Annotated in this window: 12 protein-coding genes and 1 tRNA gene; 8 read left to right on the top strand and 5 right to left on the bottom strand. The window is 48.7% G+C overall.

From position 1 onward, the window contains the following. Window positions 1-193: 193 nt before the first annotated feature. Both SE18_RS06310 and SE18_RS06305 read left to right on the top strand, forming a co-directional pair. Entirely contained in the window at window positions 194-2,245 is a 2,052-nt protein-coding gene (locus SE18_RS06310) for a site-specific DNA-methyltransferase (RefSeq protein ID WP_054533583.1), read from the top strand. Further along, a complete protein-coding gene (locus SE18_RS06305) occupies window positions 2,242-5,649 on the top strand; it encodes a DEAD/DEAH box helicase family protein (protein ID WP_054533582.1) in 3,408 nt (1,135 codons plus the stop codon). The genes SE18_RS06310 and SE18_RS06305 overlap by 4 nt, the downstream gene beginning before the upstream one ends. Window positions 5,650-5,696: 47 nt before the next feature. On the opposite strand, the gene SE18_RS06300 is transcribed toward SE18_RS06305, so the two are convergent. The 3 genes from SE18_RS06300 to SE18_RS06290 all read right to left on the bottom strand — a co-directional run bounded on the left by SE18_RS06300 (window position 5,697) and on the right by SE18_RS06290 (window position 8,073). Then, a tRNA-Lys gene (locus SE18_RS06300) sits at window positions 5,697-5,771 on the bottom strand. Window positions 5,772-6,337: 566 nt separating this feature from the next. Beyond that, a complete protein-coding gene (locus tag SE18_RS06295) occupies window positions 6,338-6,934 on the bottom strand; it encodes a histidine phosphatase family protein (RefSeq protein ID WP_054533581.1) in 597 nt (198 codons plus the stop codon). A 137-nt stretch (window positions 6,935-7,071) separates the two neighbouring features. Further along, window positions 7,072-8,073, bottom strand: coding sequence for an ABC transporter substrate-binding protein (locus SE18_RS06290; RefSeq protein ID WP_236706814.1), 1,002 nt, complete (start codon window positions 8,071-8,073; stop codon window positions 7,072-7,074). Window positions 8,074-8,362: 289 nt separating this feature from the next. Here SE18_RS06290 and SE18_RS06285 point away from each other — a divergent pair, with 289 nt between their 5' ends. Then, window positions 8,363-9,259: an SDR family NAD(P)-dependent oxidoreductase gene (locus SE18_RS06285; protein WP_054533579.1), complete on the top strand. Its 897-nt coding sequence runs from the start codon at window positions 8,363-8,365 to the stop codon at window positions 9,257-9,259. Here the strand turns inward: SE18_RS06285 and SE18_RS06280 are convergent, their stop codons facing one another. Continuing rightward, complete coding sequence (locus SE18_RS06280) at window positions 9,260-9,853, bottom strand: TMEM175 family protein (protein WP_054533578.1); 594 nt, start codon at window positions 9,851-9,853, stop codon at window positions 9,260-9,262. 117 nt (window positions 9,854-9,970) lie between these two features. Here SE18_RS06280 and SE18_RS06275 point away from each other — a divergent pair, with 117 nt between their 5' ends. Continuing rightward, complete coding sequence (locus tag SE18_RS06275) at window positions 9,971-10,993, top strand: hypothetical protein (RefSeq protein WP_054533577.1); 1,023 nt, start codon at window positions 9,971-9,973, stop codon at window positions 10,991-10,993. On the opposite strand, the gene SE18_RS06270 is transcribed toward SE18_RS06275, so the two are convergent. Continuing rightward, the gene (locus SE18_RS06270; RefSeq protein WP_054533576.1) at window positions 10,990-11,502 is read right to left on the bottom strand and encodes a hypothetical protein; all 513 of its coding nucleotides are present in this window, start codon (window positions 11,500-11,502) and stop codon (window positions 10,990-10,992) included. The genes SE18_RS06275 and SE18_RS06270 overlap by 4 nt on opposite strands. Window positions 11,503-12,193: 691 nt before the next feature. Between SE18_RS06270 and SE18_RS06265 the strand changes: the two genes are divergently transcribed. The 4 genes from SE18_RS06265 to SE18_RS06250 all read left to right on the top strand — a co-directional run bounded on the left by SE18_RS06265 (window position 12,194) and on the right by SE18_RS06250 (window position 15,252). Further along, window positions 12,194-13,009 carry an STAS domain-containing protein gene (locus SE18_RS06265; protein WP_054533575.1) on the top strand — a complete coding sequence of 272 codons (816 nt, stop codon included), beginning with the start codon at window positions 12,194-12,196 and terminating at the stop codon, window positions 13,007-13,009. A gap of 23 nt (window positions 13,010-13,032) precedes the next feature. Continuing rightward, a complete protein-coding gene (locus SE18_RS06260) occupies window positions 13,033-13,569 on the top strand; it encodes a DUF1003 domain-containing protein (RefSeq protein WP_054533574.1) in 537 nt (178 codons plus the stop codon). A 92-nt stretch (window positions 13,570-13,661) separates the two neighbouring features. Next, on the top strand, window positions 13,662-13,847 hold the full coding sequence (locus SE18_RS06255) for a hypothetical protein (RefSeq protein ID WP_054533573.1): 186 nt from the start codon (window positions 13,662-13,664) through the stop codon (window positions 13,845-13,847). A 382-nt stretch (window positions 13,848-14,229) separates the two neighbouring features. Then, window positions 14,230-15,252, top strand: a complete 1,023-nt coding sequence (locus SE18_RS06250; RefSeq protein WP_054533572.1) for a polyprenyl synthetase family protein — start codon at window positions 14,230-14,232, stop codon at window positions 15,250-15,252. Window positions 15,253-15,275 lie beyond the last annotated feature (23 nt).

Raw genomic sequence — 15,275 nt, 5'->3', positions numbered from 1 at the left:
ATCAGGTCAGAAAATGCTATACTAGCCATGGACGGAACTCCTTCGGATGGTGGGTAAGCACTTCCATCGTGGGACTTCCGTCCTTGTTTGTCAAGCAATGCTTTCATCATAACTCACATCAAGCGTATCTATGCTCTATGCTCTATGGAATGGTACAATGCAACGAGCAATATTTTGTGTCAACGAGGGATTCATGAGTCAGCAACCAAGCTATGGCCCCGAAAACCCCCACCCGCTTTCGCAGCTCAAAACTGAACTGGTGTGGGAAGGTAAATACGATGAATATGGCAATCGTCGCCCAATCAATTTGCCTCACAGTAACTTACCACTGCAACGCATTGAAACTATCGACGAGCCACAGGATCGCGCTAAAGCTACCCAATTAACCTTCGATGCAATCGCCTTTCAACGCTCAGCCCATCGCGATGATTTTCGCAATATGTTGATTTGGGGCGATAATAAATTGGCTTTGGCTGCCTTGCTCGAACGCTATCGCGGCAAGGTCGATTTGATTTATATCGACCCACCCTTCGATGTCGGCGCCGATTTTACCATGCAAGTCCAAATTGGCGACGAGGGCGAGGCCGTTGAAAAAGAGCAATCAATCCTCGAAGCAGTTGCCTATCGCGATACCTGGGGCAAAGGCACCGATTCGTATTTGCATATGATGTATGAACGCTTGACCTTGCTCCGCGAATTGCTCAGCGATACTGGTAGCATTTATGTGCATTGCGATTGGCGGATGAATTATTTACTTCGATCAATCATTAATGAAGTTTTTAATACAGATTGTTTCAATAGCGATATTATTTGGAAAAAGATTAGAGTTGTGAAGGCACAAAGTAGCGGTTTTGGAAATGTTCATGATTCTATTATTATGTATTCTAAATCAATGAATAATATATTTAATCAACAATTTACTGCACAGAATAGTGATTATGAAAAGAAATTTGATAAGATTGAATCTTCTACAGGCAGACGATACCAATTGGTAAGCCTTATACAAGAGGGTCAAGGCGAAGCCAGAAAATTTGGCGAGAAAGTTCTACATCCAGGTGCAGGAAAACACTGGATTTGGTCACAAGAAAGAATTGATCAAGCAATGATCGATGGTTTAATTGAATTTACATCGGGCGGATCTCCAAGAAAAAAACAATATTTGGATCAATCAACTCAAAAAATCGTAGATGATCTTTGGATTGATGTTTTTCCTGTCAATTCTCAAGCGAGAGAAGATACAGGTTACGCCACCCAAAAACCCGAAGCCTTGCTCGAACGCATTATCAAAGCCTCATCGAACGAAGGTGATTTGGTGCTTGATTGTTTTTGTGGCTCGGGCACAACTTTAGCCACTGCCGAAAAGCTTGGGCGGCGCTGGATTGGCATCGATCTTGGGCGCTACGCGATTCATACCAGCCGCAAACGCCTCATTAGCGTGCAGCGCGAATTGCACACCAACAACCAAGCCTACCGCTCCTTCGATGTCTATAACCTTGGGCGCTACGAACGCCAATGGTGGCAACGCGATCGGCTGCGCGGCGCCGACGACGAGCATCGCAACCTCGTTTTGCGCTTCTACAAAGCTGCTGCAATCGCCAACCCGCCGCATCCAGCTTTGCACGCCACCAAAAGCGGAGCTTATGTCCATGTTGATCAAATCGATGGCATCTTTACCTTGGATGAGCTAGAGCATGTGGCGCGCGCAGCTTCAGCAGTTGGCGCACGCGAGTTACATTGCTTGGCTTGGGAATTTGCCATGGATCTAGCGACCCAAAAATCGCGCATTGAAGCCGAGCAGCATTTAAGCATCAAACTCAAATACATTCCACGCGAAATTATGGAAGCCAACCGCAACGAAGTGCAATTTTTTGAAACTGGCAGCCTCAGTGCCGAAGCGCTGATCAACAGCAAAGGCCAATTCAACGTCGCCCTGGCCCGTTTCAGCCCATCGTTGGCCGAAGCCCCCAGCAAAGAAATTGCCGCCTTGCGCGAACGCGCGATCAACTCCCCCTTTGATTTTATCGATTTTTGGGCGGTTGATTTTAACTGGAGCGAAGGCAAGCCATTTGAACATCACTGGCAAGATTTTCGCACCCGCAAAGATCGCAGCCTGAAACAGCAAACCGACCTCAATTGGCAATACGAGCAGGCTGGAACCTATCGCATTTGCGTCAAAGTGATCGACGTGTTTGGCGTTGATACCACCACCGTGCTCACAGTCCAAGCAAGTGGAGCAAACGCATGAATCTTGATGAACGCAATCTCAGCGCCCTCCAACCGCTGTTTAAGCCATGGATCGAGCCAACCATGCATCGCCAACCAAACCCGTTGGCTGGTAGTGCGGCGATTATTGCGCCTGGTCGGCGGCCAAGCAAAGCGCCGCTCGTCAACCAGATTCGCCAACAAGTCAATCAATGGCGCCTCAGTGGCTATGCTGGGGTCAGCGAAACCTCGCGGAGCCTGCTCAATTACTGGTTCAACAGCGAGCATCTGCAAAGCCACGCTGATGGCAGCCAAAGCATTTTTCGCTATCACTGGGCGCAGCGTGAAGCAGTCGAGAGCATCATCTACCTCTATGAATTGCGCCATACCCGCAACGATGCTGAGCTATTGTTTGAATATGGCGACGATGCTAGCCAAAATCTAGCCTTAGGCATTACCCCTGAACAACTGCGTTGGGCCAAATATTGCCTTAAAGTGGCCACTGGTGTTGGCAAAACCAAAGTTATGAGCTTATTGATTGTTTGGAGCTACTTTCATAGCTTATTCGAGCCAAACTCCGAGCTTGCCAGCCATATTGTGCTGCTTGCGCCCAACCTAACCGTCTACGAGCGGCTCAAAGATGATTTTGCCAACAATGCGATTTTCTACAACGATCCATTAATTCCTGAAGAATGGCGCAACGATTTTCAAATGAGCGTTGTGCTGCAAGATAGCTCCGGCGGAGCCAGCACCCATGGCGCGGTATATCTGACCAATATTCATCGCTTGTATGAACGCCAAGCCCCAAGCAACGCCACTCCGAGCACCAGCAGCCTGTTTGGCCCTAGCGTCCAAGCGGCACGCGCCTTGGATACAGGCGCGGCGCTGCGCCAACGCATCAGTAGCCATCCGCGCATTTTAGTGCTCAACGACGAAGCGCATCACCTGCACGATGAAGAAAATGCCTGGAACAACGCGCTTGAAAGCCTGCATACAACCAGCCTTGGGCGTGGGAATGCAGGCATCAGCATGCAAATTGATTTGACGGCAACGCCCAAGCACAACGATGGCAGCCTTTTTCGGCATATCATCTGCGATACACCGCTGGGCGAGGCAGTTGATGGCGGCATTATCAAAGTGCCAGTACTCGGCGAATCCAACGATCTCGTTGAACAAGGCGATAAAAACACGCCAGCCCAACAACGCTTTGCGATTCACCTGCAACTAGGCTACGAGCGCTACCGCCGTTCCTACGACGAATGGCAAGCCACCCGCAAGCCAATTCTGTTTGTCATGACCGAAGATGCCAAATCGGCCAATGAAATCAGCGATTATCTCAACAGCGATCAATTTCCCTTGCTCAAAGGGCGGGTGCTCAACATTCACACCAAACTGACAGGCAGCATCAAAACGGTCAAACGCAACGGCAAAGAATACAAAGAATTTGTCGAAAACGAAAATAAAATGAGCGCTGACGATCTGCAAGCCTTGCGCACACTCTCGCGCGAGCTTGATCAAGCTGATAGCCCCTATCGCTGTGTGGTTTCAGTGATGATGTTGCGTGAAGGCTGGGATGTGCGCAACGTAACCACGATTGTGCCGTTGCGTCCCTATACCTCTAAAGCCAATATCTTGCCCGAGCAAACCCTTGGGCGCGGTTTACGGCGCATGGTGCCGCAAGGCGATTTGCCTGAAACAGTGACGGTGGTACATCACCCAGCGTTTAGCAGGCTCTACGCCGATGAATTAGCCCAAGAAGGCCTCGATGTAGCGATTATGCCGCTGAGTGCAGCCGTTAATCAAAGCGTCACGATCTTTGTTGATCACGAGCGCAAGCCCGTTAGCAATCTCGAAATTAGCATTCCCCAAGTCAGCGACGCAGTTGAAACACTGAGCGAACTGCCGCCAATTCCCTTTGAAGAAATTCAAAGCTATTTTCGCCAACGCTTTGCGCCATTACCAATTGGCAAACCGCGCCATGGCCAAATCGATTATAAAGAACGCCATCTCTTTACCGCCGAACAAATCGCGAGCTACAAAATCGATATGGGCTTGCTCGAAACTGCCTACACCGCCAGCAACTACTTTGCCCAAATGATCGGGCGTGCTTGTCATTTAGCCAGCTATCAGAGCCTTGTGCCGTTAATCGAAGATTTTATCAGCAGCGTGCTGTTTGAGCGGCCAGTCAACCGCTTTAATGGCGAAATCGACCATCGCATGCGCGACCTTGATGTGCATGAGCATATTCGTGCGACCTTTGTGCCATTAATTTTGCAAAAACTAGTGCATAAAGTTGAGCGGCGCAACCAAAACAGCAGCCTGTTGCTTTCGGGTTGGAAGCCATTTCAAGCAAGCAACACCGACAAGCGCCCAGTTGTAACCGCCAATCGCACCATGTTCAACCTTGTGCCCTGCGACAATGAATTTGAACAAGAGTTTGTCGATTTTTGCAATTACGCTGATGATATTGCAGCCTTTGCCAAAAATACCGGCCCGCAGCGGCTGATGATCGATTACATTCGCCCAGATGGCCAACGAGCACATTACATTCCCGATTTTTTCATTCGCCAAAAAAATGGCAATTACAGCCTCGTGGAACTTAAAGGCCGCGAAGATCTGCTTGTGCCAATTAAGGGCAAAGCAGCGATCGAATGGTGTGCTGTTGCCAGCCAAAGCGGCAGCAAATGGCGCTATATCTATGTGCCGTATCATCTTTTCCAACAGCAAGCGCCCGATACCTTGGAGCAACTAGCCCGCGCCAGTGAACCATCGTTGAGCACCTTGCTCGGCGATGCGCAACTTGTGCTGCCAGTTACCCCGCTTGAGCCACAACCAGATAGTTTTGAGCGTTTATTGAAGGAAGCAGGAATTAGCAAAACCCCGCCAACTGGCTTAGTGAACGTCATGCGCCAAGCAATTGGCTTGCTTGAATATGCAGAGCAACAGCACATGCGCGATTTGGCCCATGCGTTTCAGCCCTTGCTAGGCCCATTGGACATTTACGCCTTGCGAATTCTTGAAGAAGGCATTAACCCGTATCTCCCAAGCAACGCGCTTGATTATGACAGCTATTTCTTTCCAGCGCTGAATAATGTTTATAACCCGGGCAAGCGCAGTGCCTTTGAGCGCAATGGGCGCTATCTCAAAATGAATCTCGTGGAGAAAAAATCAATTCAAAAGCTGGGTAATTTGCTCTTTTGTCTCGATTACACCTTCAACGGGCGTGAGCGGCTTGGCGGCGTGTGGAAAGACGTGCATGATGAATTCGACAACAAAACCATGCGCCAACTGTACACCGATCTCAATCGCGTCAACCAAATCCGCAATACCCGCATTGCCCATATTGAGCAACGGATCGACGACCCAGCCGAGGCTTGGCGCGAAATGCTCGTTTGGCTGCGCTGTGTTGCCACCATGGCCCAAATTGTGATCGATAAAAAGCTGTGAAGGAACACAAAAATAGGACGTAGCGTTGATGCTACGTCCTAGGTGTTTGGTGAGCCGGGTGGGACTCGAACCCACAACCAGCTGATTAAGAGTCAGATGCTCGACCATTGAGCTACCGGCCCAAACAGCGTCTCCAAGTATACCGAGTCAGGGCTTTTTTGTCAAATTGTAATGAAGAGTTCAGGGGCAAGGGTTCAGGCGCCAGTTTATGAAATCAGCCAAGCTTGCACACGCCAGAAACCGCCAAGAGCACGAAGCTCGCGAAGCACGATTTTTAGCCACGAATAATTATTTTAGCCACAGCTTGACACAGATTTTTATGATTATGTTTTAGCAGACCCAATATCCAACAGCCCATAGCAACACGTTTTTCGCCACGAATTCCACGAATTTCACGAAGCATGTTCCGTTAGCCAATACCCAAAGCCATCGTTCCTCTGCCCCGCTGCGTTAAATTTCCGATCTACTAAGCTCACGAAGAATGTTTTTGGCCACAGATTCCACAGATTCGCTTGATTATATTCCAATAGCCAAGAGCCTATAGCCTGATCCCCAGTCCCCGACCCCTGATCCCCAAATACTATGCTCTCTGTTCTTCTTTTTGCCTTCTGCCTTTTGCCTTCTGCCTTTTGCCTTCTGCCTTTTGCCTTCTGCCTTTTGCCTTCTGCCTTTTGCCTTCTGCCTTCCTTTAAACAAAGGTCTGTTGAGCCAATGGTAAATGGCCAACATCGCCATGGCGAATTAAGCGTCGCCAGCCTTGGGCAGTAATCGTTAATTCGGTTAAGCCGCAATGTTGAATATCAGCATTGATCCAATGGGTGCTGGCTGCGCCAAAAATTGCCGCCACCACGGCACTAATCAAATTACCATGACTGACGAGCAACATATGATCATCAGTTTGGGCTGGGCCAAAATAGCGTTGCCAAAGCTGAGCAAACTGGGCCGCACTAGCGTCAATGAGCGGTGGCTCGATTTGAGCAAAAAAAGCTTGCGTCGATTCCGACAAGGCTGGTTCGCTTGGAATCGATGGAATCAATTCGAGCAACAGTGGCTCTGGCTGAAGTTGCAGCCGCGGGTGCTGTTGCTGAATCCAAGCGGCAGTTTCACGAGCACGAATGCTTGGGCTATGCAAAATGTGCTCAATTGGTAACGCTGCGAGGCGAGTAGCCAACGCTTGGGCTTGCTGCTGGCCCAATTTACTCAAACTACCGTCGGGCATAGCCGATGCAAGCGCTTGATTGTAATATTGTCCATGACGGACTAAATAAATCGTTCGCGTAGCCATCAAATCTCCTTGATCGATCAAGAAGCTAAGCATAATCAAAATAAAACTGTTGGTTGATGATAACCAACTGATACGTTGCTCAAAGCAAAACCCCCAATCGCTGTAGGTGCGATCAGGGGTTTTCGTGGTTTTTGGTTCTAGCGATCAGGAATCACATCAAGAAACAAGGTTGAGTAGGCGCGACCCAACTCAATTGGGCCATCGAGTGCGCCTTGGGTTTGCAACATTTGATGGGTAAACGACCACAGGTCAGGCCGCATATCGCCAACTTTGGTATTTGCGGGCTTGACCAATTTAGTTAACTCGTTCAAACGGCGCAGTTGCGCATCGCGGTTGAGCTTGGAATCGTAGCTGACCACATAATCAACAGCCTGATTGGGATTCGCAATCACATCATTCCAGCCTTTAAACGTCGCCTTAAGAAAGCGCGTGACCAGATCGGGATTTTCGGTCGCCATTTTCTCAGTTGTAATTAACACTAACTCGTAGCTATTGATACCATAATCGCTGAACAACATAATTGAAGGTGGCGAGCCACGTTCGCTCAATTCAATTGCTTCGTTGATATTCCAGGCCACCAAGGCATCAATCTCGCCTTTGATGAGTTGCTCAATCCCCGAGTCGAAGCGCGGCAAGGGCTTAGCACTAGCCAAATCAATGCCTTGGGCGGTGAGCAAGGTGTTGTACAGCTGGGTTGCGCCACCTTCCGAAACCAAGACTTTTTTGCCCACCAAATCTTGGGGAGTACGAATATTGGCAGCAGGCAACGAAAGAATCGCCAGCGGGCTATTTTGGGTTAGCACTGCAATTCCAACGACAGACTTGCCATTGGCGCGAGCTTGAATCACGCTATCGGCGCTGGCCACCCCAAAATCAGCAGCGCCGCTACTGACTTGTTCAGTACCATCGATATAGCCCTTATCATCAAAACCACCAGCAATCAATTCGACATTCAAGTTTTGCTCGCTAAAACGCCCATTCTTTTCAGCTGCAAAAAATCCTGCTGACGAATAATCGTAGACCCAGTTGAGCTGAAGCTTAACCGAATCTTTGGGGGCTGGCGTAGGGGTTGCTTGGCCGGTGCTACAAGCAGCGAGAAGCAGCAGCAAGACGACATTGAAATAGCTTAATCGACGCAACCTAGCTCCTCGATGGGGTAAACGCTGAACCATGGGCAACCTCCATGAACAAAAAGAAATAATGGCAAATACGATTTCCGCGATTGGCTGATATGCCATTATCAGCACGCCAAAAGCCCTTGTCAAGGTCTATAAGTCCTAAGCAAGCGCTAGGCGTATACCCCGCTCGGCGCGCAATGTGGCAGGCAAGGCAAAAAAAGTGTCAGATTTTGCTGCTGTTTGGCCCTCTCTATAAGGCGAATTAATCTATATAGCTAGTTTATAGTGTGTACAAATAGAAAGGATTTTTATGCCATCCGTGCAAACAATTTTGGTTACTGGCAGTAGCAGTGGGTTAGGTCGGGCAATTGTTGAAACCTTGGCTCAACATGGCCATATGGTTTTTGCCTCGATGCGGGGCATTAATGCCAAAAATGCTCAAGCAGCGCAAGAATTACGTGATTTTGCCAGCCAACGTGGCTTAACCATCGAGCCAATCGAGCTTGATGTAACCAATCAAGCCTCGGTCGATCAAGCGCTTGCCACAATTCAGGCCAAAGCTGGGCGGCTCGATTGCTTGGTCAACAATGCTGGTGCTGGTTTGGCAGGCTTGGCCGAGGCCTGTAGCATCGAGCAAGTGCAGCAATTGTTTGAGATTAATGTGTTTGGGGCCTTTCGAGTTACCAAGGCTGTTTTGCCCTTGATGCGCCAACAACAAGCTGGCGTTTTGATTACAATCTCTAGTACCAGTACCCAAATCGTCGTGCCCTTGTTGGCAGCGTATGGGGCCAGCAAAGCTGCTGAAGAAAATTTGGCCCAGGGCATGGCCTACGAACTGACTGCGCTTGGCATCGATAGCGTGATTTTACAATTAGGTGGGTATGCGACGAAGTTTGGCGCCAATATCCAAGTCGCTGCCAATCAAGGCTTGAATGCAGACTATGGCGTGGCTGGTCACTATGCCCAAGCGATTAGCACTGGCATCGTCACTGGGCTTGAACATGCTGATAATCCGGTCGATGTTGGCAATAAAATTCACGAAATTTTGGGCTTGCCCAGCGAGCTGCGCCCACGCAAATATAGCATGGGCACAGGCTCGCAAGGCCTCAACGAGCTGAATCAACAGCTTGAGCCACTCCAAGCAGGATTAATAAGTATGATGAATATGGAGCCAATGCTCTTGCGCAGCCAAACGGTTGCCAGTTAATTAAGCTTCTGCCTGCTCAACCTCAGCGAGATGCAACTCGATCCGGCGGTCTGGCAACAACCAGATCGCCGCAACTACCACATATAAAAAGCCCGCTATGGCTGGATGAATAAACGCCCCCGCAATTGCCAAGGTATACAGCAATGGCGAAAGCTTGCCTTTAAGATCGCGTCCAACGAGCTTGGCAAGCGCTGAGTTAGAGCCTTGGCTACGAATAATCGTGCGCTGCAAAATCCAATAGGCCACCCCCGAACCCAGCATCACAAACCCATAGGCTGCCGTTGGAATTGCGGCAAAGTGGTTTTCGCCCATCCAGCCGGTGGTGAACGGAATCAGCGAGAGCCAAAACAGCAAGTGTAAATTGGCCCATAACATTGCGCCAGTGGTGCGGTTGGTCACATGCAACATATGGTGATGGTTGTTCCAATAAATGCCGATGTAGACAAAACTCAAGATATACGACAGCAAAATCGGCACGAGCGGCTTAATATCGGCCCATGTATCGCCATGGGGAATCTTCAACTCCAACACCATAATCGTCAAAATAATTGCGAGCACACCGTCACTGAACGCCTCTAAGCGCTGGGTCTTCATACACACTCCTGATCTTGCTGGAACCGCTCTATTTGACAATTTTTGGCATATTGTGTCAAGCCCCAAATTGCTATGCTAGCAATGAATCGATCGATATTGATTTTAGGAGGATTGACGATGATTGCACGATGGCGATTGCTTGGCTGGTTGGTCAGCGGATTAATGTTCCTGCCATTTACAGTAAGTGCTGCTAGCCCACACGATTTAACGATTGCGCCGAGTGGCTCGATCAGTTGTGCTACCCCAAGTAGCGAACGGATCGACTGCTTTGTGCTTGGTGATGATAAGCAAGTTTGGCAGCGTTCGTGGCAAAGTAGTGCAGGCTGGGGCAATTGGCAAGGCTTAGGATTAAGCCAATTCAGCCTTGACCTAGGTGGTGGGGTAAGCGCGATTACGCGCAGCAGCACAAGCCTCGATATTTTTGTTAGTGGCAAGCAAGGCTCGTTCATTAATCTATATCAACGCACATGGGATGGTACAAGCTGGAGTAGTTGGAACAGCCTTGGCGGGCCGGGCACAGCCGATATTTACGAAACAAGCTGTACGTCGGCTTCAGCAACCTCTATCCAGTGTTTTGCGCGCACGAGCGATAACCATTTATGGCAAAAAGTCTGGAATGGCAGCACCTGGACAGTTTGGAGTGATCTTGGGGCTTTTATCAGCGTGGGTCCCTTCAAAGGCTTGGCTGCGGTCAACTATGGCTCAGATAATGTCATGATCTATGCGATTGGCAGCGATGGCCATGCTTATCGTCGCTTCTATGAAGGCGGAACTTGGTTCGATTGGGTTGATGATGGCAATCCAAGTTCGAGTTTGTTGCATCAGACAAGTTGTCATCGCCAAGCAAGCAATGCCCTAAGCTGTACATTTAGCGATACCGCTGGCGCTGTTTGGGTTCGCACATGGGAGAGTGGCGGATGGAGTAGTTTTATGATGTTGGCAGAATTGCCTTCAGCCGCCACTGGAGTTGCGATTGCGCATTATCTTGATACTGGAACCATGGTGATTGCCAATGCAAGCAATGGCAAACTCTATCGAACGTTTCGCAATGATGCGACAAGCGCTTGGACAAGTTGGATCGACGATGGTCGCCCGCAAGATCTTCAAATCTTTATCCCCATCGCTCAAAAACCCAATTAAGCCTTAAGCAAGGCAAAATGACGCATATCGGCCACTTGTTGCTTGTTGCGTTTGAACAATTCTTGATTGTAGCCCACAATCAACGCCAAAGCGCTAGCTTCGTATTCGCTGTAGTCTGTATCAAAATACATGGCAGCAGCCTGCATGAGGCTAGCGCGATCGGTGTATTGATGGCCGATCAATTGACGCTTAGCGGTTGCCAGCGAAATTTCGGTTACAGGCAAGCCGGTGCCATAAATCAGCCCAATCAGCGCGCCCACAATCCGTTGACATGCAATCAAATCAGCAGGATGAGTTTTGGGCACTGGGGCGTTAATCACACATTCAACCAATTTCGGGTAATCCCGTAACCATTGTTGGCATGATTGAACTGCGAGGATAATTCGTTGCTTGGGGGTACAACGACGGGCATCAAGGTCAAGATGGGCATGTTCAACAACTCGGGCTGTTGCCCGCTCGAAGATAACCATCCCCAAATTGGCGGCTGAAATATCAAGTGCAAGAATCATCGTGGTGCTCCTTTAAGTAATGCAACGGTTCAGGAGGTCGCGTGAATGCTATGACCATGCGGGAATGAACACAGCTCTAGCTTAATAGTCTCAGTGCCAACCATACGCCAAAGGGTTAATCCTTGGATGCTAACCTATTGGGGGGATATTTGGCCGATCACATCCCGTAGTACTAGGCTTGGTTGGGTTACCGACAAATGCTAGTGTAGTGGTTCAGCCTTACCAAAAGGATTACTACCAATCGATAAAATCAGGCAATTTGCTCCCTCGTTGCGGGGCGCTAGCTCACCCAAAGGAGGGTTGATGAATACGGCATAAAGGCAAAAAACGCCTAAAACCACAAACGGCTCGCAAAATGGAGCCGCTTGTGGGAGAGAAGAGAGAGGAGAAGGTTTGACATGACTATAGCAAAATCAGCACCATTTGTCAAGTGTTGAATCCAAATGAATTCAGTGTATATTTCGGGCTGAAGCGTGGGCAGATAGTCAGCCAATGCATGCGGCGAGCGAACCCAGACTACGCCATCAATTCGGCACAATTGAATGTGTTCAAGCATTTAGCTTCGGGAGTTGCAACCCAGCCTCGTTAAAATTGCACGCTAGCCCAAGGTTGTATGGTATTATCGAATGCCACATCCTACTAAAACACTACGCTCATTGCCACCAGCAATCATGTGGGTTAGGAGCATATAATGTCCTTCGGCAGTGTTTTTATTGCCATGGAAGAATCCATGAGCCATCAATTAGTTGATCGGGCCTTGGTGGAGATTCCAGGCTATCGCAAAATTCCACTGACAAAACAGCAATTAACCCAACGGGTGCTAATCACCGTCCACGCCTTTGGCTTGGATTTGGATGAGCCAGAACCCCATTTTTATCGCACCCACCTCGAAGAAGGGGCCTACCAACGAGCCATGCAAGGACTACCAATCGACGATTTTGAGCAATTAGTCCTGCTTTGGCATCAACGTGGGGTTGAAATGTTGCTGGAAAAATTCGATCAGCCCAGCGATAAAATTGCCCTGTTGCGCCAAGCGCTCAAAGTTATTCAATCAGGCCTCGCTGGTTTGTATCGCGGCTATGATCGAGCACGAATTGGCCAGCTTGACCGCCAACAAGCGATTTTGAGCGAACTGGCCTTGCCGATTATTCCCGTCTACAAGCAAATTTTGGCAGTGCCGCTGATTGGGGTCATTGATAGCAGCCGTGCTCAGCAGATGATCGAGCGCCTACTTGAAGAGATTACCAATCTCAAGGCCCAAATGGTTATTCTCGATCTGACTGGGGTGCCATTAATTGATACTGGCGTGGCACATCATCTGCTTAAAACAGTGAATGCAGCCCGCTTGCTTGGGGCGCAAGTGATTATAGTGGGGATTCGCAGCGAAATTGCCCAAACCATGGTGCATTTGGGCATTGATTTGAGCGAAATTATTACCCGCGCCAATCTCCAAGCAGGCCTAGAATATGCGCTGGCTTGCAGTGGCGTTGCAATTCGGCCTTTATAGCCAATCATGTAGGAAACACACGTATGGCCGACCAGATGCCTGATGCCGATCAAAATGCAGCATTAAATGCGCTAGCCGAGCGTGAACGCGAATTAATCAAGCATTTTATCGAACACCCAACCATTAGCAAAAATACCAATCATCAATTTGAGCAAACCCAAAGCTTTGGCGATCGGGTGGCGGATAAAGTGGCGTCCTTTGGTGGCTCATGGCCTTTTTTAATTGGCTTCTCAACAGCATTATTAGCATGGATGCTGATCAACGGGCTTTTTCTGGCCCACCCGTTTGATCCTTATCCGTTTATTTTGCTGAACTTGGTTTTATCGAGCGTTGCGGCGCTCCAAGCCCCAATTATTATGATGTCGCAAAGCAGGCAGGCAGCCAAAGATCGGCTTGACGCAACCCACGATTACGAAATTAACCTCAAGTCCGAATTGGAAATTCAACGCCTGCATAACAAAATCGATGATTTACGCGAAGCTCAATGGCGCGAACTCGTACAATTACAACAAGAACAAATACAGTTGCTCAATCAAATTTTGCGCGAGCGCACTGAATAAGCGGGTTACTCGTTAACTTTTCGGTTATGTTGGCTTGCCATACTGCTACTATCAAGCCTAAAAGGCCACAATTGAACCCTAGGAGCAAGCAGATGGACGCAACACTCATAAAATCGCAACGCCAAGGTAATCTTTTGTTGGTTGGTCTGTGTATGCTTTTATTGTTAATTGGCCTGCACTTAGGCCATCAATTGGCTTATTCAGCCCCCAACCATTTCAATCAAGCCTATTCAGCAGTACAATGTCATTATTTATGCAAAATAATCACGAGTGAGTAAATAATAATTAATTATCCTTAATAAAATACGCTCTTTAGCGACAATTAAGCAAAAAAGAGCACGTTTAAGCTTTTATTGCCAATCCTTACAGATCGAGCAAGTACTTCACTCCTACTCTGTGATTAACTATTAAGCACGTCCCAAACAATGACTAGGCTTTGGCCTAGTCTTTTTTAGTTTTCCTAAGGATAAAAGTACTTGACTAGAAGTACTAGCCATATTCTTACAGAAGTACGACAAAACGTGAACATTTTGAGCGATTGTATTAACTCCATTGTTAATAAAGAATAAAGATCCTAAATTATTTAATTGGTTCGGTGAGCAGCAGCATTACAATCTTACACCGTAACTCGCGAACCTTCAGCGATTGCGCGAGGTTTGTATGTCAGAGACCACGATCCGTTTCCCACAAAAGTTTCAAGGCATCTTTCAACGTTCTCAAGCAAGCTTCGCTCCGCACCTACAGGTCGCGCGGCGTTTGCTCAACCAGCTCAATATCCCAGCTCCTTTGCAACATGTTTGGGATTATGTGGTCGTGGATAATCCACAGCCATCGTTTATTTTGCTGCCTTTGCTCTATTTAAGTTTGGCCGAGCAATTAGGTGGCATCACGCCAGCCCATCAACGTGCATTACCAGTGATTATGTTAACCATGGAAGCAGTGGCGGTAATGGATGATACGGTTGATATTGCCAGCAGACGCTCGGAACGGGCAACAGTTCCCGCCCGTTTTGGCGTAACCCAAGCCACGCCAATTGCCACCAGCCTCACTGCCACCGTTGCAGAATTAGCGGTGCAAATCGACCCGCGCTTAGTGCAGCCAACCATGAACTTTTTACGTGAATTAGGCGCGCTGCAAATTTGGGAAGTTGAGCATAGCTACCCCGAGCAAGCCCATTGGGAAGAATGGATGCAACAGCGCTATCGCCAAGGCCAAATTGCGACCGAATTTGCGCTCAATTTGGCGCTGATGTACCATCGACAACCGCTCTTTCCTGCAACTTCAGCCTATTTCTTTGCCCAAATAATGCAAGATATTGACGATGTGGTGGGCCTTTTAGAACAACGGGTGCAATTTGGCGAAGGATGCGATCTTCAGCGCGGTCGGGTTATTGCTCCGCTTGCTGATGCATGTGATAATAATCTTCAGTTAGCGAGCTTCATTAGCCAACTTTGGCGCAAAAAACAAGCCTTGTTGAGCGATACCCACCAGCCAACGCTCCAGCAACTTAACCAGCATGTGCTTGAAGCAGGATTAGCCACAACCCTTGATCGCTTGAACCAGATTGCAATAGCGTGCGAAGAACAAACGCCGCCAGCCCTGCAATCGTGGATGCGTGACGTGATTTGCACATTTATGGCGCGCCTCAGCGGTGTTGGCCTTGCCCAAACCCACGAAGCCTAAGCAGCATGGCCCAACCACTGATC

The sequence above is a fragment of the Herpetosiphon geysericola genome (assembly GCF_001306135.1).
Lineage (GTDB): Bacteria > Chloroflexota > Chloroflexia > Chloroflexales > Herpetosiphonaceae > Herpetosiphon > Herpetosiphon geysericola.
Note: the sequence above shows the minus strand (reverse complement) of the source record. Positions and strands in the feature narration are given on the sequence as shown.

Bases quoted from the DNA above. Each gene is read 5' to 3' on its own strand.
- SE18_RS06310 (WP_054533583.1), top strand. From the start codon at position 194: ATGAGTCAGCAACCAAGCTATGGCCCCGAAAACCCCCACCCGCTTTCG.
- SE18_RS06305 (WP_054533582.1), top strand. From the start codon at position 2,242: ATGAATCTTGATGAACGCAATCTCAGCGCCCTCCAACCGCTGTTTAAG.
- SE18_RS06295 (WP_054533581.1), bottom strand. From the start codon at position 6,934: ATGGCTACGCGAACGATTTATTTAGTCCGTCATGGACAATATTACAAT.
- SE18_RS06285 (WP_054533579.1), top strand. From the start codon at position 8,363: ATGCCATCCGTGCAAACAATTTTGGTTACTGGCAGTAGCAGTGGGTTA.
- SE18_RS06280 (WP_054533578.1), bottom strand. From the start codon at position 9,853: ATGAAGACCCAGCGCTTAGAGGCGTTCAGTGACGGTGTGCTCGCAATT.
- SE18_RS06275 (WP_054533577.1), top strand. From the start codon at position 9,971: ATGATTGCACGATGGCGATTGCTTGGCTGGTTGGTCAGCGGATTAATG.
- SE18_RS06270 (WP_054533576.1), bottom strand. From the start codon at position 11,502: ATGATTCTTGCACTTGATATTTCAGCCGCCAATTTGGGGATGGTTATC.
- SE18_RS06265 (WP_054533575.1), top strand. From the start codon at position 12,194: ATGTCCTTCGGCAGTGTTTTTATTGCCATGGAAGAATCCATGAGCCAT.
- SE18_RS06260 (WP_054533574.1), top strand. From the start codon at position 13,033: ATGGCCGACCAGATGCCTGATGCCGATCAAAATGCAGCATTAAATGCG.
- SE18_RS06255 (WP_054533573.1), top strand. From the start codon at position 13,662: ATGGACGCAACACTCATAAAATCGCAACGCCAAGGTAATCTTTTGTTG.
- SE18_RS06250 (WP_054533572.1), top strand. From the start codon at position 14,230: ATGTCAGAGACCACGATCCGTTTCCCACAAAAGTTTCAAGGCATCTTT.